Origin of the sequence: Paraburkholderia sp. RL17-373-BIF-A (genome assembly GCF_046030175.1) — a bacterium.
GTDB lineage: Bacteria > Pseudomonadota > Gammaproteobacteria > Burkholderiales > Burkholderiaceae > Paraburkholderia.
The window spans coordinates 154942-176902 of sequence record NZ_JARESO010000001.1 but is presented as its reverse complement, the minus strand read 5'-3'; the positions used below and the strand labels follow the sequence as shown (position 1 = coordinate 176902).

Below are 21961 nucleotides of genomic sequence, written 5' to 3'. Positions count from 1 at the left end.
GTGCGTTGAGGCTTACTGTTCGGACACGAAGGAGAACGGGCTCAGCTTCGCGATCGTGCCGTCCTGCACGAGGCGCGTGACCGCCGCGATATCCGGTGCGAAGTAGTGGTCGAGCTCGTAATGCGCGACGTCCTTGCGCACCGCGTCCATCACTTTCTGCAGGCTCGGGCTGGTCTTGTGCGGCGCGCGCAGGTCGACGCCTTGCGCGGCGGCGAGCAACTCGATCGACAGAATGTTCGCGGTGTTTTCAGCAATGTCGCCGAGCTTGCGCGCAGCGAACGTCGCCATCGACACGTGGTCTTCCTGGTTCGCGGAAGTGGGCAGCGAGTCGACCGAAGCCGGATGCGCGAGCGTCTTGTTTTCCGAGGCGAGCGCGGCGGCCGTGACGTGAGCGATCATGAAGCCCGAGTTCACGCCACCATCGCGCACTAGGAACGGCGGGAGGCCCGACAGCGTCGCGTCGATCAGCAGCGCGATGCGGCGTTCGGCCAGCGCGCCGATTTCGGCGACGGCGAGCGCGAGGTTGTCGGCGGCGAAAGCGACGGGTTCCGCGTGGAAGTTACCGCCCGACAGCACTTCGCCGGTGTCCGGGAAAATCAGCGGATTGTCGGAGACGGCGTTCGCCTCCAGCAGCAGCACGTTCGCGGCGTGGCGCATCTGATCCAGACACGCGCCCATCACTTGCGGCTGGCAGCGCAGGCTGTACGGGTCCTGCACCTTGTCGCAATCGGCGTGCGAGACGTTGATGCCCGAGCCTTGCAGCAGCGAGCGGTACGCCTCGGCCGCGTCGATCTGACCTTGATGGCCGCGCAGTTCGTGAATGCGCGCGTCGAACGGCTTGACCGAACCCATTGCCGCGTCCACCGACAACGCGCCCGACACCAGCGCGGTGCGGTACAGGTCTTCGATGGCGAACATGTTGTAGAGCGCGAGCGCGGTCGAAGCTTGCGTGCCGTTCAGCAGCGCCAGACCTTCCTTGGCTTGCAGCGTGAGCGGCTTGAGGCCGACGAGCGCGAGACCTTCGGTGGCCGGCATACGCTCGCCCTTCGCGAACACTTCGCCGACGCCGAGCAGCGTTGCCGACATATGCGCGAGCGGCGCGAGATCGCCCGATGCGCCAACCGAACCCTTCACCGGGATGACCGGCAGCACGTCGGCGTTGTACAGCGTGATCAGCGCTTCCATCACTTCGCGGCGGATGCCGGAATGACCACGGCCGAGGCTCGACAGCTTCAGCGCGATCAACAGACGCACGACCGGACGCGACATCGGCTCACCCACGCCGACGGCATGCGAGAGCACCAGATTACGTTGCAGCAGTTCGAGCTGGTCATGCGGAATATGCGTGCTGGCGAGGCGCCCGAAGCCCGTGTTGATGCCGTAGGCCGGCTCGCCCTTCGCGGCGATATCGGCGACGGCTTGCGCGCAAGCGTCGATCGCGGCGTGGCTGGCGGGATCGAGTTGCAACGCGACGTGTTCGCGAGCGATCTGGCGCAGTTGCGGAAGAGTCAGGTGGCCGGGCTTCAGATTCATCATGGTTGTCGTCCTGTCTATACAATTTGAGAGAAGTCTAGCGACGTCGGCTTGTATATACAACTTGTTTTTTGAGGTTTTGCCCCAGGGGTTTCCATTAGGGCGGGATGCACGCTTGGCTTGGATCTTGCCACTGCGGCGATTTCCGGCGGCCGCGCGCTGCGGATCGCCTTCCGGGCGACGTGGGCCTCAACTTGTATATACACGTTCAAAATGGCAGGCGCGAGACGGACAAAAAGATTTCACTGGCGAACGGGCGCGCTTCGCTGCCTATAAGAGCGTTATAGGAAAGGCTTCTTGTGACGCAAAAAAGCCCGCGTGCTCAGGCGACCCGCGAACTCCTTCTTATTGGGCAAGTAATGGGACAGCGTGGCTAAAGCTTCACGCGCGCCGCGATGAAATCCAGGAAGCACTGCACGCGCCCCGCCAGCGACGCGCTTTGGTAGTACACCGCGCTCACCCGCTGCCGCTCGTCCACCAGCGCGTTGCCGAGAATCGGCACGAGACGCTTCTCGCGCACATCGGCCGCGCTCATGAAATTGGCGAGACAGGCGATGCCCCAACCCGACAGCGCCAGTTGCCGCAACGTCTCGCCGCTCGAGGCGGTGATCGCCGGTTCGATCTTCAGCGACTCGGCCCCGCCCTTGCGCCCTTCCCGCAACGGCCAGCGATTCAAATGCTCCGGCGCCGTGAAGCCGATCAGCCGATGCTCTCGCAACGCTTCCACCGATTTCGGCTCGCCATATTCGGCCAGATACGCCGGACTCGCGAGCACTCTCAGCTTGCTGGTGCCGAGGGCGCGTGCATGCAAAGTCGAATCCTGCAATTCGCCGATACGGATCGCGATATCCACCTTCTGCTCCAGCAGATCCACGATCCGTTCATTGCTGGTCAGCTCCAGCCTGATCTCCGGATACTGCGCCGAAAACGCCGTCATATGCGGCGCCACGCAATGCAGCATGAAGGGCGACGCCGCATCGACACGCAGGCGCCCCGAGGGTCGCTCGCGTCCGCGCGTGACGGACTCCTCGGCCTCTTCCATCGCGTCCAGAATCGCCCGCGCGCGCTGCAGGAAGGTCTCGCCCTCTTCGGTGAGTTGCAGACGGCGCGTCGTGCGCCGCACCAGCGCAGTGTCGAGTTTCTTTTCGAGGCGCGTGAGCGCGCGGCTCACGCCGGAGACGGTTTGGCCCAATTTCTCCGCAGCCGCGGTGATCGAGCCGCTGTCGATCACCGTGACGAACACCAGCAACTCGTCGGTGGATGTTTTCATTGTTGATTTCAAATCAAGATTGATTTGAGACTAACACGGTTTTTGCGAGAATCAAGTCGGCGGATACTGCGTGCATGTCATCGTGTTTCTCATCAAGGAGAACGTCTTGAAGATTTTCATCACTGGTGCAAGCGGTTTTATCGGCGGTTCGATTGCAGCGCATCTGGCGCGCGCCGGCCATACCGTGCGCGGTTTGATCCGCAACCCCGACCATAGCGCCGAGTTGCAACGCCTCGGCATCGAACCCGTGATCGGCACGCTCGACGACCACGCGTTGCTGATCGCCGAAGCGCAAGCCGCCGACGCCGTCATCAATGCCGCGAGCAGCGATCATGAAGGCGCGGTCAAGGCGCTGATCGACGGGCTCGCGGGCTCCGGCAAAACGTTTCTGCATACGAGCGGTTCGAGCATCGTCGGCGATGCGTCGGGCGGCGAAGCGGGTCAGGCGCGTATCTATCACGAGGACGCGCTGCCCGAGCCGACCGCGGACAAGGCCGCGCGCGTCGCCATCGATCAACTGGTGCTCGATGCCGCGCAGCAGAACATCCGCTCGGCCGTGTTGTGCAACACGCTGATCTACGGTCATGGCGCCGTGCCGGGCAGCGCGAGTGTGCAGTTGCCGCGCCTCGTGCGTCAGGCGCAAAAGAGCGGCGTGGTGCGTCATGTGGGCAGCGGCGGCAACATCTGGTCGAACGTGTTCATCGACGATGTCGCCGAACTGTATCGCCTCGCGTTGGATAAGACGCCGGCGGGCACCTTCTACTTCGTCGAAAGCGGCGAGGCATCGTTCCGCGACATGAGCGCCGCGATTGCGCGCGCGATGAAACTCGGCGCGCCGCAAGACTGGCCGCTCGAAGAAGCGCAGAAGGAATGGGGTTATGAAATGGCCTCGTACGGCCTCGGCTCGAATAGCCGCGTACGCGGCGAGCGCGCCCGCAAGCTGCTGGGGTGGCAGCCGAAGCGCACGTCAGTGATCGACTGGATCGAGCACGACATGCTGTCCCCCGAGCGGGCTTCGTCCGCGGTGTAAGCCGAGGGGATTTTCTTTTGGGGCGCCCTACAGGGCACACCCCGAGAGGACTTCTTCCGGGGCGCCCGCAGCGCCCTCCAGGGCGTAATTAGTGTAAGCGTCGCCGTTGCGAATCCGTAAGCTCGACTCGATAGAATCGCGCTCACCTGATCGTGCGATTCGACAATCCGAGCCGCACATGAGCCCGGATTTGATCGATGACTTTGGCGCTGAATTTCGATTGGCTAACCAATCTGCTGGCGATTCTCTTCGTCGTGGCGTGTCTCTACGATGCACGCTACGACGAATACGGTACGTTGACGCTGTCGGCTGCCGCGATGGGACTCGTCGTGATGGCGATCGAACTGTTCCTCAGGCCCGCCTTCGACATGTCGCTTTGAACACGAGCGCTTCGAGCGTGACGCCACGCGCGGCGGCGTCACTCCCACTACGGCCACGCTCACCCATGAGCGCAAGCCGTTCCATCAAACCGCGACTTCCGGCGGCGCCTGACGAAAACAGCGCGTGATCCAGCCGAGATAGCACAAGCCCAACACGAACCACACCGCGCCGAGCACCAGCGCCGTCTTCTCCAGACTCACCAGCAACCAGACGTCTGCGAGCGCGCCAGCCAGCGGGAACAGCAGGCCGCCGATCACACCCATTGCATTCGCACTGCCCTTCGCGTTGAAGAACTGGCGGATCACGCAGAGATTGACAGCCGTGAACGCAAGGAACGCACCGAAGTTGATGAACGACGTCGAAGTCGCCACATCGAGCTTCAAGGCGACCAGACCGATGGCGCCCGCGATCGCGATGTTCAGCGCCGGCGTCTTGAACTTCGGATGCACGAAACCGAAGATCCGTTTAGGCAGCACCTCGTCTCGGCCCATTGCATACAACAGACGTCCCACGCTCGCCTGCGCCGAGATGCCCGAGGCGAACTGCGCGAGAATCAGGCCCGCCAGAAACACCGTGACGAAAATATCGCCGCCCACTTTGCGCGCGACTTCGAAGGCCGCCGAATCCGGGTCCTTGAAGACCGCGCCCGGATTCGCGAGCTGCACCGTGTATGCCGCGATCACGAAGATCGCGCCGCCGATCAGCGCGATCAGCACGATGGCACGTGGCATGGTCTTCTCAGGGGCGATGGTTTCTTCCGTCAACGTCGAGACAGCATCGAAGCCGAGATACGAATACGCGGCGATCGCGGCGCCCGCCATCGTCGCGGAGAGCGGCACGTGCGGCTTGAAGAACGGCTCGGCCGAAATGAGGCCGCCGGGTCCGACGGCCGCCGTCACATAGTGGCAGCACAGCGCGACGAACAACGCGACGATCGCCAGTTGCACCACCATCAGCACGATGTTGAAACGGTTCGCGAGTTCGATGCCGAGAATGTTCAGCGCACTGGTCAGCACGATGAACGCGACGATCCAGATCCAGCTCGGCACATGCGGAAAAGCAGCGCTCAGATACGCCGCGCCGATCAGCCAGATCACCATCGGCAGGAAAAAATAATCGAGCAAGGTGGCCCAGCCGATCATGAAGCCGAGATGCGGGTTGAAGCTCTTGCGCGTGTACGTATAGGCCGAACCTGCCACCGGGAAAAGCCGCGCGAGCTTGCCGTAACTGAGCGCGGTGAACACGATCGCCACCAGCGCAATCAGATAGGCGAGCGCCGCCGTATCGTGGCTGGCGCTCGCCAGCACGCCATACGTCCCGTAGACAATCAGCGGCGCCATGTAGGCGAGGCCGAACAGCAGGACGGAAGGCAGGCCGAGCGTGCGCTTCAGATGCGCGCTGCACGGGGCCGTGGGTTCAGCGGCGGATGATGATGAAGTCATACGGTGTCTCCTCTTGCGAATGGACAGGCGTCGCCCCGGGCGCGGCATGGCACGCGCCCCAGTCGAGCCGGATCGATCGGACTTGCTGGCAGCGCGGGATTCGCGCCGATGTCTTTACTGATTTGCCGGGCTTGTGCATGCCGCCGCCAAAGCGGCACGCGCCCGGTCGTTTATCTGTCTGAGCGTTTGCTTCAGCGCGAGCGAATCACGCGCGCGCGTTGTCCCTGCGCGCCGTCTTCGGTGGCGAGATCGAGTGCGATGCGCGCGTCGTGCAGGTAACGGTAGTGTTCGCGTGCGCCTTCGAGACGCGCGCGATCCAGCGTCGCGCGCAGCACGGTTTCCTGCTGGCCGGCGTCGCACACCACGTCGCCGAACGGATCGATCAGCGCCGATTCGCCGGGAAACGTGAGGTTGTCGTCGCCCGGACCGATACGATTGACGAGCGCCGCAAACATCTGGTTTTCCATGGCGCGCGCCACGATGGCCCGGCGATGCACCGGCCCGAACGGGTCCATGTTGCCATTGGTCACGATCAGCAGATCGGCGTCCAGCGAGGCGACCGCTCGCGCTGTTTCGGGGAATTCGATGTCATAACAGATCAAGAGACCGACGGTCATGCCCTTGAAGCTGCATACTTCATAGCGGTCGCCCGGTTCGAACACGCCGACGTCGGAGGCCCACAAGTGCGTCTTGCGATAGCGCAGCGCGATCTCGCCGCGTTCGTCGACCAGCACCGTGGTGTTGAAAAAGCGGCTGCCGTCGCGCTCGGCGAGGCCTACCGCCACCGCCACGCGTGCTTCACGCGCCGCATGGCGCACGGCGGTGAGCGAAGGACCGTCGATGGTTTCCGCCACTTCGCCGACGTTATGCCGCGTCGGGAAGCCCGACAGCGTCGTCTCAGGAAACACGATCAGATCGGTTCCGGCCGAACGCTGGCCGATGATTTGCAGCACGCGTTGCACGTTCGCGCCGCTGACGCCCACGGCGCCATCCACGACGGGAATCTGTGCCAGTTCGAGTTGAAGCATTGTGTCTCCTGTCGACCCGAGTCAGCGCTGACTCGGGTCCCATGCAATTTAGTTGCCGTCCATGCCGGTTCGCTTCGCGTTGAATAGCGGCCGTTTTAGGCCGCCCCGCGATCAGGTTGGGCCTATTATTACCAGACATATTTTTGTTCGTAATTACCCTGCTGGGTTACCCTCATCGGAGCACGCATGGAACTCGAATGGCGCGATCTGGCCTTTCATCGCGAGATCGGCGCGGTTATCGAAGCCCTCGATAGCGCGCACTTCTGGACCCGCCTCACGCGCGCGCTCGAACGCTATGTGGCCTTCGACAGTTGGGTCGCGTTGCGCTTCACATCCGGCGAAGCGCCGCTCGTGTGCGCCGAATCGCCGACGCCGGACGGCACCGTGGATGCGATGTTTCAGGACTATCTGGCCGCGCTCTATCAACTCGACCCGTTCTATATCGCCGCTACCGAGACGCCCGCGTCGGGCTTCGTCACGCTGGCCGATGTCGCGCCCGACAACTTCTCGATGACCGATTACTACCAGCGGTACTTCAGGAAGAATATCGTCGGCGACGAGGTGCACTTCAACTACATGATCGACACGCGGCACACGCTCGCCTTTTCGCTGGGCGCGACGCATCGCTATGGCGAGCGTGATCTGGCCGTGCTGGCGCTGTGCGCGCCGTGGGTGATTGCGCTGTTGCGACAGCGCTTGCCATACGAGGGATTCGATGCGACGCGGTCGACCCTGACCGAGGCCAGCGCCGAAACGGCAACTGAAACACTAGCACCCACGGACACCCCCGCGTACGCCGCGCGCTTCGAACAGGTCGCATCGTCGGGTGGCCGCGCATCGCTCACGGCACGCGAGGTGGAAGTGGCGATGCTGACCTTGAGCGGATTTTCGACGCGCGCCATCGCGGAGAAACTGACGATCTCGTTCGAGACCGTGCGCGCGCACAAGAAGCACATCTATACGAAGCTGAACGTCAATTCACAGTCGGAACTGTTCGCGCTGTTTTACGAAGCGGGACGCCAAGGTGCATGACGTCCCCGCTTTTCAACGCGAGCCTGAGCGAGCGCCGCGGTCCGTCAACCGCACGCGGCGCAGCCACCTTGCGTCTTCACTTCATAGCGGTCGTGATGTCTGACCCAGTCGGTCAGGCTGCGGTCTTCATTGCGGCCCTTCGGCGTGACGTCCAGATGCGCGTAGGTGTTGATGAAGCGTTCATCGCCGCGCCCATAGCAGGAATACGTGTGATATACGTCGCCCTTCTCGTCCTTGTAGAACACGCTGTGGCCGTGTTGCTCATCGATGCCGACGTCCTGCTCGGTGAAGTTGTAAAACGCTTTCTTGCTCGCCAACTGTTCGGGCGTGAACGACACGTGATAGTCGAAATTGAAGTCGCTGCCGGCCGACGACACCCACGGGAAAGTCCAGCCCATGCGCTTCTTGAAACCCTCGATCTTCGCGAGCGGCGCATGCGACACCGTCACGTACGACACATCGTGATGTTCGAGATGCGTGACGATCCCGGTCATGTGATCCGACAGGAACGAGCAGCCGACGCAGCCCTCTTCCCAATCGGCGCCCAGCATGAAGTGATAAACGATCAACTGGCTGCGTCCGTCGAACAGATCGGCCAGGGTCTTGCGGCCCTGCGGCGTATCGAAGGTATACGTCTTGTCGACCTTCACCCACGGCAGCGCGCGGCGTTTGCGCGCGAGTTCGTCGCCAGCGCGCATGTGCGCCTTTTCTTCGGCTAACAATGCCCTGCTGGCGGCCAGCCATTCCTCTCTCGACCCAGTACGGTGTTGCGGTTCCATATGCGTCTCCTTCTCTGCGTCGTGCAGACTAACGAATACAAACGACATCACGCCACGTAGCGTTCCAGCGAATCGATCCCGTCGGTCCAGCCGCGGCGATGATCCTCGCACTGCGCATCGTCGGCGAGACGTTCGTGCGTGAGCGTGAGCCATGTGGCGTCGCCGTCCGGTTCCAGCAGCAGCGTGACCTGCGACTCATGCTCCGGGCTATAGCGCCACACCCATGTGAAAACAAGCTTGCGGTCGGGCACCACCTCCAGATACCGGCCGCCGACCTCGACCTCGTTGCCGTCCGGCTTGCGATAGACGATCACGTAACGCCCGTCGACCCGCACATCCAGCTCCGCGCGCACCACGTCCGAGCCGCCCGGATGCATCCATGTCATGAATTGCGCCGGTTCCGTCCAGGCGCGGAAGACTTTGGCGGGCGCGGCGTTGAGACGCCGCTGGAGGGTGAGGCTGGGCTGGGTGGACATGGGGCTTGTTCCTCTTCGACGAAAGCGGCAAGACGATCGAGTGATTCGGACCAGAAGCGCTGATAGCGGCCAAGCCACGCCATGGCTTCTTCCATCGGCCCGGCGGACAGGCGGCACGCCACCGTGCGGCCGGTTTTGTTGCGTGTGATGAGACCCGCCTCGCTCAGCACGTCGAGGTGTTTCATCACAGCAGGCAAGGACATCGCAAACGGCTCGGCGAGTTCGCTGACCGACAGATCTTTCGACGATAGGCGCGCGAGCAACGCACGCCGTGTCGGGTCGGACAGCGCGGCAAAGGTGCGATCCAGTAGCGCTTCGTTAAACTTAACCATGAGGTTAAGTATAGAAACGCAGCGAATGATGTCAAGGACAGGTACGCGCTTTCGTAGAGCGCGTGGAAAGTAAAGGGGGAGCGCGGCAAAAAAGATACGCGGCGTGCCGCAGATAGCCTCTGCAACGCGCCGCGTCAAAGGTGGAGAACAACCGACTACAGGCCCGAGCGAAGGGGCCAGAATCGCACCACTCCGCTCTCGCTTTCCAGCACAGATTCAACAGATCGATACTGCAACCCGGCGAGGCCCAGGCAACGCCCGAGCCTATGACGTGACGATCAGATCGCCCAGCCGCCGAGATAGAAACCAACCAGCACGACGGCGATCACAACCGTGCCCACGTTCAGCTTGCGATACTCGCCGCTGACCACGCGGCCGATCACCAGCGTCGCGAAGCCGAGCATGATGCCCGTCACGATGTTGGCGGTCAGCACGATGAACACCGCGCACATCAGACCCGACATCGCGTCGACCATGTCGTCCATATGCAGCTTGCTGACGTTCGAGAGCATCAGCAGACCCACGTACATCAGCGCGGGCGCCGTCGCGTACGAAGGCACGAGGGCCGCGAGCGGCGAGAAGAACATCACCACGAGGAACAGCAATCCGACCACCGCCGCGGCCATGCCGGTCTTCGCGCCTGCCGCCACGCCGACCGTCGATTCGATATACGCCGCTGCCGGTGCGCCACCAAGCAGGCCCGAGAAAATCGAGCTCAGCGAGTCGGCCGTCAGGGCGCGGCCACCGTTGATGATGCGGCCGTTTTCATCGAGTTGGCCCGCTTGTCCGGCGACGGCGCGGATCGTACCGGTGGCGTCGAACACCGCGGTCATCACGAGAGCCAGCACGCTAGGCAGAACCGCCATCGACAAGGCGCCCTTGATGTCCATCGCGCCGATCAGCGACGCGTGACCCGGTGCGCTAAGCGACGGCACCGCAAACACGCCGTGAAACGACATGGTCGGATCGATCACGAAGGCGATCGCCGAAATCGCCACGATCACGATCAGGATCGAGCCCGGCACGCGGCGGCGCACCAGACCGAAGATGGCCGCCAGACCCGCCACCGACATGATGGCCGGCAAGGCTGTGATATTGCCCAGCGCGACCGGCAGACCAGCGCCCGGATTCTTCACGACGAGGCCCACGTCGTTGGCGGCGATCAGCAGCAGGAACAGGCCGATGCCGATGCCCGTGCCGTGCGCGATGCCCGTCGGCAGATTGCGCAGAATCCACGAACGCACGCCCGTCACCGAGATCGCGGTGAACACGACACCCATCAGAAACACCGCGCCGAGGGCGACATTCGGATGCAGGCCTTTGCCGAGCACGAGGCCGAACGCGGTGAACGCCGTCAGCGAAATCGCGCAGCCGATCGCGATCGGCAGGCGCGCCCACACGCCCATCAGCAGCGAGCCGAAAGCCGTGGTCAGACACACGGCGACGAACACCGCGCTGGTGTCGAAGCCCGCTTTGCCGAACATGCCCGGCACGACGAACACGGAATAGACCATCGCGAGGAAGGTCGTGATGCCCGCGACGATCTCCTGACGCTGCGAACTGCCGCGTGAGGAGATTTCAAAGTAGCGGTCGAGAAAGCCCTTTCCGTCGAATGATTCGACGCCGACTTCAGAAATCGGTTGGGTGTGGGGTTCCATCATGATGAGTGCCTCCTTTATCAGCGTGCTGAAACGGCCGTCGATTCGGTCGTCATCAGGTTCGTCTCGTTGCGTTGGTTTAGTGTGGGTTGGGGTCTTATTTGCTGTCTCGAAATGTAGGGCAACACAAATATATCTCCCATCGCATGGATGGCATGCCTGACATGTCGCGATGCTTATATCCTTTAAGGGACGGCAAACCAGCTTCACGGTCCGCGTGTTTACACCTACGGTTTGTCATGAAGATCTGAAAGGGTTTTGAGGGTTTTCACGCGTGAAAATGGACTTCGATGAGCCAGTGAATCGGCGGAGCGCGGCATGAACCGTGCTTGGGCCAACCTGTCAGATCGCCTGCAAAACCGGGGCCGCCCGACGTCGCGGGTTACACTCTGGCCCGTACCTGTTTTAACTGCGGCGGCTCACTGCGCCCGTCCGCACCGGCCCATGGAGTCCTTCTTGATGAGCGGCGGTTTTTCGCGTCCTGCCTGGCGTCTCTTGATTCTTGCTGTGTTCGCGCTGTTCGCGCTGTCCGGTTGCAGCCTGCTGTGGGGCCCGCAGCAGGCGCCGATCGTCGACGCCACGGTGATGCCCGTCGAGCCGGCCAGCGCGCCGGTGGCCGCGTCCGCGCCCGAACCGGTCGAGACCGAAGCGGCCGAACCCGAGCAATCGAGAAAGCCGAAGAAGCCGGTCGTCAAGCCGCACAAGGTTGAGCCCCCGCCGCCTGTTGTCACGGCGCCTCCGCCGCCCCCTCCGCCGCCCCCGCCGCTGATCGTGCTGCGCACCATCGAGCGCAACGAGGCGCGCGCGCTGCTCGATAGCGAAGTGCAGAAGCCCGACGGCAAAGTGGTCGGACGCGCGGTCGATCTGATCGCCGACGCCGGCGGCAAGCCGCGTGAGATGGTCGTGAACCTGCAAGGCTTCCTGGGTGTCGGCGACCGCAAGGTGAACTTCCCGTGGAGCGCGTTCCGCTTCACGCCAACGGCGAAGGCCGCCCCCATCACACTGAATGCTGCCGCGGTCCCGGCGAACGCGGCCAAAGCCGCCTCGGTTGCCGTGCAATTGCCGCTGATCGACGCAACCGTCGAGCGCTCGAACGGCGCCAAGGTCGGCCGCGTGATCGATGTATTGATCGACGCCAACGCGCAGCCGCAGGCGGTCGTGCTCGACGTCAACGGCATGGTCAGCACCGAACGGCGCACAATTGCCGCCAACTGGTCGGCGCTGCGCTTCGTGACGAAGGACAAGGAGCTGCATCCGCTGATGGATTTGAGCGATGCGCAGATCAACGCGACACCGCCATACGCCAGCGACAAACCGATACGCGCGGTGTCGCCGGCGCCACCGCCCGCGCCTGCGCCCGCTCCTGCTTCCGCACCCGCCGCTGTTGCGGCGCCGGCTGCCGCGGCCACGTCCACGGCGGTTTCCAACGCACGGGCGGCCCGATGATAGGCCGCACTCTGGTAACGGCGCGCAGCTTGCGCGCGCTCGATTGGCTGAATTTTTTCGTCGCCAATGTGCAGACGGGTTTTGGACCGTTCATCGCGTCCTATCTCGCCTCGCATAAATGGACGCAGGGCGAGATCGGCATGGCGCTCTCCGTGGGCACCATCAGCGCGATGGTGAGCCAGGTGCCCGGCGGCGCCGCCGTCGATGCCTTGCGCAACAAGAAAGGCGCGGCGGCCTGGGCAATCATCGCGATCATCCTGAGCGCGGTGCTGCTGGCCGTCAGCCCGACGGTGCTGCCGGTGATCGCCGCCGAAGTCTTCCACGGCTTCGCGAGCTGCATGCTGACGCCGGCGCTCGCCGCGATCTCGTTCGCGCTGGTGGGGCGAGCGAATCTCGGCGATCGGTTGGGGCGCAATGCGCGCTGGGCGTCGATCGGCAGCGCGGTCGCGGCCGGTCTGATGGGCGTGTTCGGCGAATACTATTCGCCGCGGGCGGTGTTCTGGCTGACCGCTGCGCTCGCCGTGCCCGCGCTCTTCGCGCTGACAATGATCCAGCGCACCGACACCGTCCAACTACCGAAGTCCGCGCCGACGCCGCAGCAGATCGAGCGGCGCGAGAGTCTGCGCGAATTGCTGCGCGACAAGCGGATGCTGTTGTTCGCGGCGTGTATCGTGCTGTTCCATTTGTCGAACGCGGCGATGCTCAATCTCGCCGCCGGCGAAGTGACGGCCGGCATGGGTGACAACGTGCAGCTCGTGATTGCCGCGTGCATCATCGTGCCGCAGGCGATCGTGGCGATGATGTCGCCGTGGGTCGGACGCTCGGCCGAGCGATGGGGACGTCGGCCGATTCTGCTGCTCGGGTTTTCGGCGTTGCCGATACGGGCGTTGTTGTTTGCCGGGATCAGCAGCCCTTATTTGCTCGTGCCGGTGCAGATGCTCGATGGGTTGAGTGCTGCGGTGTTTGGCGTGATGCTGCCGTTGATTGCCGCCGATGTGGCCGGCGGTAAGGGGCGTTATAACCTTTGTATTGGATTGTTTGGGTTGGCGGCTGGGATTGGGGCTACGTTGAGTACTACCGCTGCTGGATTTGTCGCCGATCATTTTGGCAATGCCGTGAGCTTTTTTGGATTGGCCGCGGCTGGGGCGTTGGCTGTATTGCTGGTGTGGGCGGCGATGCCGGAGACTCGCGATGCGGCGGCTGAGGATGAAGGGCCGGTGGCGGATGGGGGGAAGTCGGCGGTGCGGTGAACGGGCAGGGGTTTGGGCCTGTGCGGTGGTTTTTTTGGCTGTGCTTTTTGGGGTGTTGGCCTTTCCTTGTGTTGTTAGTGGTCTATTAGCGTTGCCCCTGTGCGGGGCGGCACCTACTTCTCTTTGCCGCCGCAAAGAGAAGTAGGCAAGAGAAAGCGGCTCAAACCACCAGCTTCTAAGCGGGTCCCCCCGCACAGCCGCGGTAGTGGTGCATCTGGAATCAGTGCCCTCGCGCATTTCGCGTCAGTGACAAGGCTGTCATTCTTCCGGCAGCGCTGCGCGCGCCGAAGCGGTTGTTCAATGACGCTGGCTGCATCTTTGCGGATGCGGTTCTCGGGGTCTTGAGTATTAGCGCCATCCCGTCGCCGATGCGCCTGTCTTCGCTTAAGCGGCGCGGTTCTTCGCTCACTCATGCTTAGGATAACGTTCTAGCTTATGCCGACGGCCAAGAACTGTTCGTGACAATCCCCATGTGTCATCAGGGCCGAATCGTCATGGGGGTCGCCAATCGCACCACTTCGCGGCTCGCCGATGCCGCATTGAAAGAGCAAATGACGATCGCCATCAACTCCGGAGACGACAGCTGGCGACGAATAGGAATTCTGGTCTCAGAACGAAATAACCGCTTCGCACGCGGCATGAATGCCGCGCGATTCGTTGGCAGAAATCGAGCAGGCGCGCACATACCGCCATATAGAATGAAACCAATAGCCCAGCAACGTGCGACTTGAAGTACCGTGACGGCGCGCGCAGCGCCGCCGGAAGAATGACGGCCTTGTCACTAACGAGGAATGCGCGAGGACACAGATTCCAGATGCACCACTATCGCGACTGCGCGAGGGACCCGCTTATGAGCTAGCGGTTTGAGCCGCTTTCTCTTGCCTACTTCTCTTTGCGGCGGCAAAGAGAAGTAGGTGCCGCCCCGCACAGGGGCAACGCTAATAGACCACTAACAACACAAGGAAAGGCCAACACCCCAAAAAGCACAGCCAAAAAAACCACTACCCAATATCCCGCCCAGCAGTCTCCCGCATAAACGGCAACGGCAACAACGAAACCACCCCACACCCAATCAGATACCAAGCCGGCGCGAGATTACTCCCCGAAATCTGAATCAACCAAGTAGCAAAAAACTGCGCAAACCCACCAAAGATAGAAACCCCGAGACAATAAACAATCGACATGCCGGTAGCACGAATCTCACGAGGAAACATCTCCGGCAGCATGACGATATTAGGCACAGCGGTAAACGCAACGAGCACAGCCAATCCGGCGACCACGGACAACAAAACCGGCACCGTCGGCGAAGCATTGATAATCATGAACGCCGGATACACCGCCACAATCAGCAACACCCGCGAGATCCACAACACGCGCTTACGCCCAACACGATCGGACAACGCCCCGGCAAATGGCGAACAGATCACCGTCACCACCGCGGCGGTCCACGCAGCCCAGAGCGCCGACGACATCGGCAAATGCAAAATCCTGATCGCGTAGGTCGACAGATAAAACAGCACGATGTAGTTCGCCGCCGTGCCACCGATCGTCGTCAACACGCCCGTCGTAATCACGCGCGAATGCTCGCGAAACAGCTTGCGCACCGGCTGCGAGGCAGGCTGCAAACCCGGCTGCGAAACCGCCGCGCCATCTTCCACACCAGGCAACGTCTCATTCAGATGCCGCCGAATATAAATACCAATCGGCCCCATCGCCATGCCGATCACAAACGGCACGCGCCACCCCCAACTCTCCAGCGCCGCAGTCGAAAGCGCCGCCGCCAAAGCGACACCCAGCAACGATCCGCACACGGTGTTCAGCCCTTGACTCACGAACTGCCAACTACCGTAAAACCCGCGCGTCTTGTTGCTCCCATACTCCAGCAACAGCGACGTCGACGCCCCCACCTCACCACCCAGCGCAAAGCCCTGAATCAACCGCGCGAGAATGATCAGCAGCGGCGCGGCAACACCAATCGCCGCATAAGTCGGCGCGAACGCGATGATCGCGGAGCCGAGCGTCATCAGCCACAGCGTGAGGCTCATCGCGGCTTTGCGGCCCGCGCGATCGGCATACGCGCCGAGCACGATGCCGCCCACCGGACGCATGATGAACCCGACGCCGAAGGTGCCGACCGCCAGCATCAGTTGCGCGAGCTGCCCTTCCACCGGGAAATACAGCTTGCCGATGATCGTCGCAAAGAAGCTATAGATCGTGAAGTCGAAAAACTCGAGGCCGTTGCCCAGCGTGATCGCGGCAATCGCCTTGGCGTGGCTCGTGCGTTCGACAGGCTGCGCGGCCGGCGTGCTCTGCATGCTCAACGCGTCGGTGCCTGCGGGTTGCGGTGTGGCGGAATAGTCCATCTGTGTCTCCGTGATGTTCTTCCTGCTAATGCGCGGCGGCTTTGCCCGCTTATGCAAACGCTGTGGCCTCAGGCCAGAAACGTCTGCGCGAGTCTCACCCAGTAGGCGGCACCGGTGGCGAGGCAATCGTCGTTGAAGTCGTAGCCCGGGTTGTGAACCATGCAGCCGCCCTCGCCGTCGCCATTGCCGATGATCAGATAGCTGCCGGGGCAACGCTCGAGCAGGAACGCGAAATCTTCGCTGCCAGTGAGCGGTTGCATGTCGGCGATCAGGCCGCCTTCGCCCAGCCAGTCGAGCGCGACTTGCCGCGCCAGCCCGGTCATCTCCGCATCGTTGACGAGAACCGGATAGCGACGCTGATAGTCCACGTGCGCCTGCGCGCCGAACACGGCCGCCTGGCCGCACGCCACTGCCGTGATGCGCTCCTGCAGATAATCGCGAACCTCGGGCTTCAATGCTCGCACCGAGAGACGCATTTCGGCCGTCTCGGGAATCACATTCGGTGCTTCGCCCGCGTGAATCGCGCCGACGGTGATGATCGCCATATCGAGCGGCGCGATGTTGCGCGATACGATGGACTGCAACGCCAGCACGATCTGCGCGCACACCACTACCGGATCGACCGCCTTATGCGGCACCGCGCCGTGGCCACCGCGGCCGGTTACCTTGATGATCACCGTATCCGACGAGGCCATGAACGAGCCCGGCAGGAAGCCGAACTTGCCCGTCGGATGGCCGGGCATGTTGTGCATCGCGAACACGGCGTCGCATGGAAACTTGTCGAACAGGCCGTCCTCGAGCATTTTTTTCGCGCCGGCCAAGCCCTCTTCGGCGGGCTGGAAAATCAGATTCAACGTACCGTCGAAGCACTTTTCCTGCGCCAGATGTTTGGCGGCGGCGAGCAGCATGGCCGTGTGGCCGTCGTGGCCGCATGCGTGCATCTTGCCGGGCAGCTTGCTCGCATATGGCAGGCCGGTGGTTTCATGAATCGGCAATGCGTCCATGTCGGCGCGCAGCCCGAGCTTGCGCGTACCGTCGCCGACTTTCAATTTCCCGACAACGCCCGTCTCACCGAGCCCGCGATGCACCGTATAGCCCCACTCCTGCAAGCGTTCGGCGACCAGGTCGCCGGTGGCGAACTCTTCGTAAGCCAGCTCGGGATGCGCGTGGATCTGGCGGCGCAGCGCGATCATTTCGTCTTCGAGTTCGGCGATGCCCGCCGGAATGGCCATGGTGTTCACGTCGTGTCTCCGTCATTGAAAGCGTGAACCCAGCATAACGACGCCGATATTCCAGCGGCAGGCGTAAAATCGTTACGGCAGCAACTCGTGGTTGCCACCCTCACGCCTACTCTGTCAGATGAAACTGCATCAACTCAGTACCTTAGCGGCCATCGCCGATACTGGAAGTATCCGGGCCGCCGCGCGTTCGCTCGGCCTCTCGCCCGCCGCCGTGACCAAGGCGATGCGCGAACTGGAAAGCGATCTGCAAGCGCCGCTGGTGGTGCGCAGCGCGAGCGGCGTCGCGTTTACCGAGTTCGGCCGCGCGCTGGTCGTGCATGCGCGCGTGGTGCTGGGGCAACTGCAACGGGCGCAAGCCGAGATCGAAGCATTACGCGGCGCGGCGGCCGGCAAACTGTCGATCGGCGTCACGCCGTGGGTCGCGTTGACGTTTCTGCCGCCCACGGTGCAGCGCTTCCGGCAGCGCATGCCTGAAGTGCAACTGGAGTTTTTCGAAGGATTGCTCGCGGTCGTGCAGCCGCGTTTGCGCGACGGCAGCCTCGATTTTTCGATCGGACGGCCGCCACCCGCGTCGCCGCAATCGGAGTTTCACAACGTGCCGCTGTTTTCCACGCACTCGGCCGTGGTCGCGCGGCGCGATCATCCGAAGGCCGGCTGCCGCACGCTGCTCGAACTGGAAGACGCGGAATGGATATTGAACTGGGACCCGGCGAGTCGCGAGTCGATCTCGGACAATGTGTTTCGCAAGCGTGGCATGCAGGTGCCGCACACCATTCTGCTTGCGCACTCGCTGGCGGTCGTGCTAGGTCTGCTTGCCCACACGGACATGCTCAGCATCTTTCCGTGGCCGCTCGTGGAAGTGACGCTCGCGAAGGAACAGTTGTGGGCATTGCCACTGCGTGAGACGGTCGATGAAACCATCGTCAGCATCACCTCACGCCGCGGCGCACCGACGAGTCCGGCGGCCGCGTGCTTTCTCGAATGCCTGCGTGAAGTGATCGACGAAGGGGCGCGCTCACAAGATCCCGAGCAGCGCCGGCTGTTTCATTCGATCGAGTTGCTGCTTTAGTGTTTTGCTACCTCACGGCGCTGTGCGAATTCAATCCGCGTAACCCACCACGCCCTTGATCTCCAGAAAGTCCTCCAGACCGAATTCGCCGTACTCGCGCCCATTACCCGACTGCTTGAAGCCGCCGAACGGCGCCTCGGGGTTGTAGTCCGCGTAGTTCAGATAGATCGTGCCGGTGCGCAGGCGCTTCGCCACCGCACGCGCGTGCTCGATCGAGCCGGATTGAATGTAGCCCGCGAGACCGTAGGGGCTGTCGTTGGCCATCGCGATCGCTTCGTCTTCGGAGTCGTAGGCGAGGATCGACAGCAACGGCCCGAAGATTTCCTCGCGCGCGATTGTCATGTCCGGCGTGACCTTGCCGAATACCGTCGGACGCACGAAGTAGCCGCCCTTCAATCCTTCGGGGCGGCCCGGGCCGCCGGCCACCAGCGTAGCGCCCTCTTCCATGCCCACGCCGATCAGCCGCTGGATCTTGTCGAACTGCTGTTCGCTGATCACGGGGCCGAGGTCCGTGCCCTTCGCGTCCGCGGGACCGACGTTCAACGCTTCCGCGGCTTCTTTCGCATACGCCAGCGCTTCGGCTTCGCGCCCACGCGGCACGAACATGCGCGTAGGCGCATCGCACGATTGGCCGCTGTTGTCGAAACACGCACGCGCGCCGCGCGTCACGGCTTCCTTCAGATCGGCGTCTTCGAGAATCAGGTTGGCCGATTTACCGCCCAGTTCCTGATGCACGCGCTTGACCGTATCCGCCGCGGCCTTCGCGACCTGCACGCCCGCGCGGGTCGAACCGGTAAACGACATCATGTCGATGTCCGGATGCGACGACATGGCTTCACCCACGGTGCGGCCTTCGCCGTTCACGAGATTGAACACGCCGGCCGGCACGCCCGCTTCGTCGAGGATCTCGGCGAAGATGATGGCGGACAGCGGCGCCAGTTCCGAAGGCTTGAGCACCATCGTGCAGCCGGCCGCGAGCGCGGGCGCGACCTTGGTGGTGATCTGCAAGGCCGGCCAATTCCACGGCGTGATCAGCCCGCACACGCCGACCGCTTCCTTGCGGATCAGAATGCCGCTCTTCACGTACTCGAACTCGAAGGTATCGAGCGTGCGGATCATGGTTTCCAGATGTGCGACGCCGGTCCATGCCTGCGCGTCGTTCGCGTACTGCAGCGGTGCGCCCATCTCGCGGCTGATCGCATGCACCATGTCGTCATAGCGTTTGCGATAGACGTCGAGGATCGCTTGCAGCAGATCGATGCGCTGCGCGATCGTCGTGTCGCTGTAGGCGGGAAATGCGCGCTTCGCGGCCGCGACGGCGCGATCGACATCCGCCGCGCTGCCCAGCGAGATTTGCGCGAACGCGGCGGCGGTGGACGGATCGATCACGTCGAGTGTGGCGGCGTTGGTCTGGTCGACGGGGTCGACCCACTGACCGTCGATATAAAACTGCTTGTCGTGTTGCATGGGGCTTGTCCTCTACATGAAAGTTTCAGGTCAGATGCGGGGCAAATCGCACCCGCGGCGGCATCGCCTGCTTTACATCGACGCCACTCAATCTGAATGTCTTCAAATCGAAATTCATCGCTACGCGGCTTTGGCTCAGACTCCGGCTTCGAATCCATTTTTCGCATCGATTCACACCGATAGCGACCTCGATCCAATCAACCAGGAGAGACACATGAGCAACATCACTTTCACCCGCATCGACGCTAAAGGCCCTGGCGCGTCCGGCCTGAACCCGGCCCTGCACGATCCGGCCGACGTCATTCTCGAAGGCGCCAAGGCACCGCACGCCCTCAATGCTTTCTCCGACGCCACCAACATGTTGTCCGCGGGCGTGTGGCAATGCGATGCGGGCACGCTGAAGCTGGCCGACCTGCCGATTCACGAAGTGTGCGTGCTGATCGAAGGCGAAGTCGTGATTACCAGCGACGACGGCCGCAGCGAACGCTATGCCGCCGGCGACGCCTTCATCCTGCACAAAGGCTTCTCGGGCACGTGGCACATGCCGGTGGCGACCAAGAAGTACAGCATCGTGTACTGCGGTTGATTCTGACTGCATCGCACCGTTGCTTCACCGGAAACCGCACCCACTGAGGTGCGGTTTTTTTATTCTGGCGAAGAAACCAAAAAACGCAAAAAAAAAGCGCCCGCCACGATTGCGCGGACGCCATCAACTACATCGGAAAACCCAGCGCCTTGATCGAATTGATCCACAGACGCCGCCAGCCGCCGCGATCGTCGGCGCCGTCGAACGCGTTGAAGGTGATCTTCGCGGCGATCCAGCGCACGGGTTCCGGCGGAATATACGACGGCCCTTTGCGCGAAATATCGAGCGACGTGATCACCGTCTCGCGATGCCACAGCATGTCGAGGCCCATCTTCGCGCCAAAGCGGCTGCCCGCCACGCCAAAGCCCGTATAACCCGCGACGAACACGCTCTTGCCGCCGTGATAGCGGCGCGCGAACACGGCGCCGCGCGAACAGTAGTCGATCGGGCCGCCCCAGGCATGCGTGAAGCGTACGTCGTCGAGTTGCGGGAAGGTGCGGTAGAACGCTTCCGCTAGCTTGTAATAGGTGCTTTCGTCGCGATCGGCGGCGGGGTTCGGATTGCCGCCGAAGTGATAGCTCACACGGCCGCCGAAGATAATGCGGTTGTCTTTCGTGAGCCGGAAATAATTGAGCTGCGTGCGCGTGTCGTAAATGCCCTGGCGATTCTTCCAGCCGATGCGCGTCATCTGTTCTTCGCTCAACGGCGCCGTCGCGATGATGTGATCGCGCACCTGCATCACACGGCGTTTGATGTCCGTCACACCCACGTCCGCGGTACCGGTGCCGAGCAGCACGCGCGGCGCTTCGATGCGGCCCGATTGCGTGTGCACGACCATCTTCGCGCCGCAATCTTCGAGGCGCGTGATCGGCGAATGTTCATGCAGACGCACGCCGAGTTTCAGCGCGGCGGCCTTCAAACCCCACGCGAGCTTCGCCGGATGAATCGTGCCGCTGCGATTGCGCGACCACATCGCCCCTGCGAAAAGCGGTGAATCGAGTTGCTCGCGCGCGCCCTTGCTGTCGAGCAGCACCACGTCGTGCCCATGTGAGACATGCAACTCGTAATCGCCCTTCAGATGACCGAGGTGGCCCGGATCGACCGCAACAGTCATCTCGCCGTTCCATTCGACGTCCGCCTCGATGCCATAGCGCGTCAACGACTCCTTGAAGCCGTCGAGATTCTCCTGGCCCAGCTTTTCGAGCACGTCGAGGTCTTGCGGAAAGACGCGCGTCGCATTCGGCAGGCCGTGCATTACCGAAGTCGAGATGATGCCGCCCGGACGGCCCGAGGCGCCATAAGCCACCTTGCCCGCCTCGACCAGCACGACGTCGAGCGACGGGTCGGCTTCTTTCGCCTGAATCGCGGCCCATAGACCGGTGAAGCCACCTCCCACCACGACCAGATCCGCAGTGGTCGGACCGATCAATTCCCGTTCGACAGCCGGCGCGCGCGGATTGTCCAGCCAGAACGGAAACAGTTTTACCCCTTCAAACGCGCGCTTTACTGACTCGCTCATCCTGTTTGCCTACTCAATTTAAATACCATTGCTTGTACTGCACGAAGCCGCGCACATCG

At 62.7% G+C, this 21961-nt stretch carries 19 protein-coding genes; 7 read left to right on the top strand and 12 right to left on the bottom strand.

Annotated elements, in window-relative coordinates; genetic code table 11:
* Positions 1–12: 12 nt before the first annotated feature.
* Both hutH and P0D80_RS00750 read right to left on the bottom strand, forming a co-directional pair.
* The gene (hutH, locus tag P0D80_RS00755; protein ID WP_207915640.1) at positions 13–1536 is read right to left on the bottom strand and encodes a histidine ammonia-lyase; all 1524 of its coding nucleotides are present in this window, start codon (positions 1534–1536) and stop codon (positions 13–15) included.
* Between the two features lie 370 nt (positions 1537–1906).
* Positions 1907–2803 carry a LysR family transcriptional regulator gene (locus tag P0D80_RS00750; protein WP_132375076.1) on the bottom strand — a complete coding sequence of 299 codons (897 nt, stop codon included), beginning with the start codon at positions 2801–2803 and terminating at the stop codon, positions 1907–1909.
* Positions 2804–2909: 106 nt separating this feature from the next.
* On the opposite strand from P0D80_RS00750, the gene P0D80_RS00745 reads away from it, so the two are divergent.
* Together P0D80_RS00745 and P0D80_RS00740 are read left to right on the top strand one after the other, a co-directional pair.
* Positions 2910–3833, top strand: coding sequence for an NAD-dependent epimerase/dehydratase family protein (locus tag P0D80_RS00745; protein ID WP_408179319.1), 924 nt, complete (start codon positions 2910–2912; stop codon positions 3831–3833).
* Positions 3834–4030: 197 nt separating this feature from the next.
* A complete protein-coding gene (locus P0D80_RS00740; protein WP_012432554.1) occupies positions 4031–4213 on the top strand; it encodes a hypothetical protein in 183 nt (60 codons plus the stop codon).
* A gap of 84 nt (positions 4214–4297) precedes the next feature.
* Here P0D80_RS00740 and P0D80_RS00735 read toward each other — a convergent pair whose 3' ends face one another.
* Positions 4298–5656, bottom strand: coding sequence for an APC family permease (locus P0D80_RS00735; protein ID WP_408280243.1), 1359 nt, complete (start codon positions 5654–5656; stop codon positions 4298–4300).
* Between the two features lie 191 nt (positions 5657–5847).
* Positions 5848–6684: a carbon-nitrogen hydrolase family protein gene (locus tag P0D80_RS00730; RefSeq protein ID WP_408179321.1), complete on the bottom strand. Its 837-nt coding sequence runs from the start codon at positions 6682–6684 to the stop codon at positions 5848–5850.
* A 186-nt stretch (positions 6685–6870) separates the two neighbouring features.
* Here P0D80_RS00730 and P0D80_RS00725 point away from each other — a divergent pair, with 186 nt between their 5' ends.
* The gene (locus P0D80_RS00725; RefSeq protein WP_408179322.1) at positions 6871–7716 is read left to right on the top strand and encodes a helix-turn-helix transcriptional regulator; all 846 of its coding nucleotides are present in this window, start codon (positions 6871–6873) and stop codon (positions 7714–7716) included.
* Between the two features lie 44 nt (positions 7717–7760).
* On the opposite strand, the gene P0D80_RS00720 is transcribed toward P0D80_RS00725, so the two are convergent.
* From P0D80_RS00720 to P0D80_RS00705, 4 genes are all read right to left on the bottom strand, one after another.
* The gene (locus tag P0D80_RS00720) at positions 7761–8495 is read right to left on the bottom strand and encodes a DUF899 domain-containing protein (protein WP_408280239.1); all 735 of its coding nucleotides are present in this window, start codon (positions 8493–8495) and stop codon (positions 7761–7763) included.
* Between the two features lie 47 nt (positions 8496–8542).
* Positions 8543–8881, bottom strand: coding sequence for an SRPBCC family protein (locus tag P0D80_RS00715; RefSeq protein WP_243658172.1), 339 nt, complete (start codon positions 8879–8881; stop codon positions 8543–8545).
* Complete coding sequence (locus tag P0D80_RS00710) at positions 8878–9303, bottom strand: ArsR/SmtB family transcription factor (protein ID WP_132376937.1); 426 nt, start codon at positions 9301–9303, stop codon at positions 8878–8880. The genes P0D80_RS00715 and P0D80_RS00710 overlap by 4 nt, the downstream gene beginning before the upstream one ends.
* 278 nt (positions 9304–9581) lie before the next feature.
* The gene (locus P0D80_RS00705) at positions 9582–10964 is read right to left on the bottom strand and encodes an NCS2 family permease (protein WP_408280233.1); all 1383 of its coding nucleotides are present in this window, start codon (positions 10962–10964) and stop codon (positions 9582–9584) included.
* A gap of 456 nt (positions 10965–11420) precedes the next feature.
* On the opposite strand from P0D80_RS00705, the gene P0D80_RS00700 reads away from it, so the two are divergent.
* Positions 11421–12407 (top strand): PRC-barrel domain-containing protein, encoded by a 987-nt coding sequence (locus P0D80_RS00700; protein WP_408179325.1) that lies wholly within the window; start codon positions 11421–11423, stop codon positions 12405–12407.
* Positions 12404–13657, top strand: coding sequence for an MFS transporter (locus P0D80_RS00695; RefSeq protein ID WP_408280230.1), 1254 nt, complete (start codon positions 12404–12406; stop codon positions 13655–13657). The genes P0D80_RS00700 and P0D80_RS00695 overlap by 4 nt, the downstream gene beginning before the upstream one ends.
* 1001 nt (positions 13658–14658) lie before the next feature.
* Here the strand turns inward: P0D80_RS00695 and P0D80_RS00690 are convergent.
* Both P0D80_RS00690 and P0D80_RS00685 read right to left on the bottom strand, forming a co-directional pair.
* Entirely contained in the window at positions 14659–16020 is a 1362-nt protein-coding gene (locus tag P0D80_RS00690; RefSeq protein WP_408181490.1) for an MFS transporter, read from the bottom strand.
* Positions 16021–16088: 68 nt separating this feature from the next.
* Positions 16089–17261 (bottom strand): M20 aminoacylase family protein, encoded by a 1173-nt coding sequence (locus tag P0D80_RS00685; protein WP_408280228.1) that lies wholly within the window; start codon positions 17259–17261, stop codon positions 16089–16091.
* Between the two features lie 118 nt (positions 17262–17379).
* Here P0D80_RS00685 and P0D80_RS00680 point away from each other — a divergent pair, with 118 nt between their 5' ends.
* On the top strand, positions 17380–18330 hold the full coding sequence (locus P0D80_RS00680) for a LysR family transcriptional regulator (RefSeq protein ID WP_408280227.1): 951 nt from the start codon (positions 17380–17382) through the stop codon (positions 18328–18330).
* 30 nt (positions 18331–18360) lie between these two features.
* On the opposite strand, the gene P0D80_RS00675 is transcribed toward P0D80_RS00680, so the two are convergent.
* Positions 18361–19797, bottom strand: a complete 1437-nt coding sequence (locus P0D80_RS00675; protein ID WP_408280224.1) for an aldehyde dehydrogenase family protein — start codon at positions 19795–19797, stop codon at positions 18361–18363.
* Positions 19798–20011: 214 nt separating this feature from the next.
* Between P0D80_RS00675 and P0D80_RS00670 the strand changes: the two genes are divergently transcribed.
* Positions 20012–20383: a cupin domain-containing protein gene (locus P0D80_RS00670; protein ID WP_132375088.1), complete on the top strand. Its 372-nt coding sequence runs from the start codon at positions 20012–20014 to the stop codon at positions 20381–20383.
* A gap of 127 nt (positions 20384–20510) precedes the next feature.
* On the opposite strand, the gene P0D80_RS00665 is transcribed toward P0D80_RS00670, so the two are convergent.
* Positions 20511–21902 (bottom strand): NAD(P)/FAD-dependent oxidoreductase, encoded by a 1392-nt coding sequence (locus P0D80_RS00665; protein ID WP_408280223.1) that lies wholly within the window; start codon positions 21900–21902, stop codon positions 20511–20513.
* Between the last annotated feature and the right edge of the window lie 59 nt (positions 21903–21961).

Bases quoted from the DNA above. Each gene is read 5' to 3' on its own strand.
- P0D80_RS00735 (WP_408280243.1), bottom strand. From the start codon at position 5,656: ATGACTTCATCATCATCCGCCGCTGAACCCACGGCCCCGTGCAGCGCG.
- P0D80_RS00700 (WP_408179325.1), top strand. From the start codon at position 11,421: ATGAGCGGCGGTTTTTCGCGTCCTGCCTGGCGTCTCTTGATTCTTGCT.
- P0D80_RS00695 (WP_408280230.1), top strand. From the start codon at position 12,404: ATGATAGGCCGCACTCTGGTAACGGCGCGCAGCTTGCGCGCGCTCGAT.
- P0D80_RS00740 (WP_012432554.1), top strand. From the start codon at position 4,031: ATGACTTTGGCGCTGAATTTCGATTGGCTAACCAATCTGCTGGCGATT.
- P0D80_RS00715 (WP_243658172.1), bottom strand. From the start codon at position 8,881: ATGACATGGATGCATCCGGGCGGCTCGGACGTGGTGCGCGCGGAGCTG.
- P0D80_RS00690 (WP_408181490.1), bottom strand. From the start codon at position 16,020: ATGGACTATTCCGCCACACCGCAACCCGCAGGCACCGACGCGTTGAGC.
- P0D80_RS00675 (WP_408280224.1), bottom strand. From the start codon at position 19,797: ATGCAACACGACAAGCAGTTTTATATCGACGGTCAGTGGGTCGACCCC.
- P0D80_RS00750 (WP_132375076.1), bottom strand. From the start codon at position 2,803: ATGAAAACATCCACCGACGAGTTGCTGGTGTTCGTCACGGTGATCGAC.
- P0D80_RS00680 (WP_408280227.1), top strand. From the start codon at position 17,380: ATGAAACTGCATCAACTCAGTACCTTAGCGGCCATCGCCGATACTGGA.
- hutH (WP_207915640.1), bottom strand. From the start codon at position 1,536: ATGATGAATCTGAAGCCCGGCCACCTGACTCTTCCGCAACTGCGCCAG.
- P0D80_RS00710 (WP_132376937.1), bottom strand. From the start codon at position 9,303: ATGGTTAAGTTTAACGAAGCGCTACTGGATCGCACCTTTGCCGCGCTG.
- P0D80_RS00730 (WP_408179321.1), bottom strand. From the start codon at position 6,684: ATGCTTCAACTCGAACTGGCACAGATTCCCGTCGTGGATGGCGCCGTG.
- P0D80_RS00670 (WP_132375088.1), top strand. From the start codon at position 20,012: ATGAGCAACATCACTTTCACCCGCATCGACGCTAAAGGCCCTGGCGCG.
- P0D80_RS00725 (WP_408179322.1), top strand. From the start codon at position 6,871: ATGGAACTCGAATGGCGCGATCTGGCCTTTCATCGCGAGATCGGCGCG.
- P0D80_RS00665 (WP_408280223.1), bottom strand. From the start codon at position 21,902: ATGAGCGAGTCAGTAAAGCGCGCGTTTGAAGGGGTAAAACTGTTTCCG.
- P0D80_RS00720 (WP_408280239.1), bottom strand. From the start codon at position 8,495: ATGGAACCGCAACACCGTACTGGGTCGAGAGAGGAATGGCTGGCCGCC.
- P0D80_RS00705 (WP_408280233.1), bottom strand. From the start codon at position 10,964: ATGATGGAACCCCACACCCAACCGATTTCTGAAGTCGGCGTCGAATCA.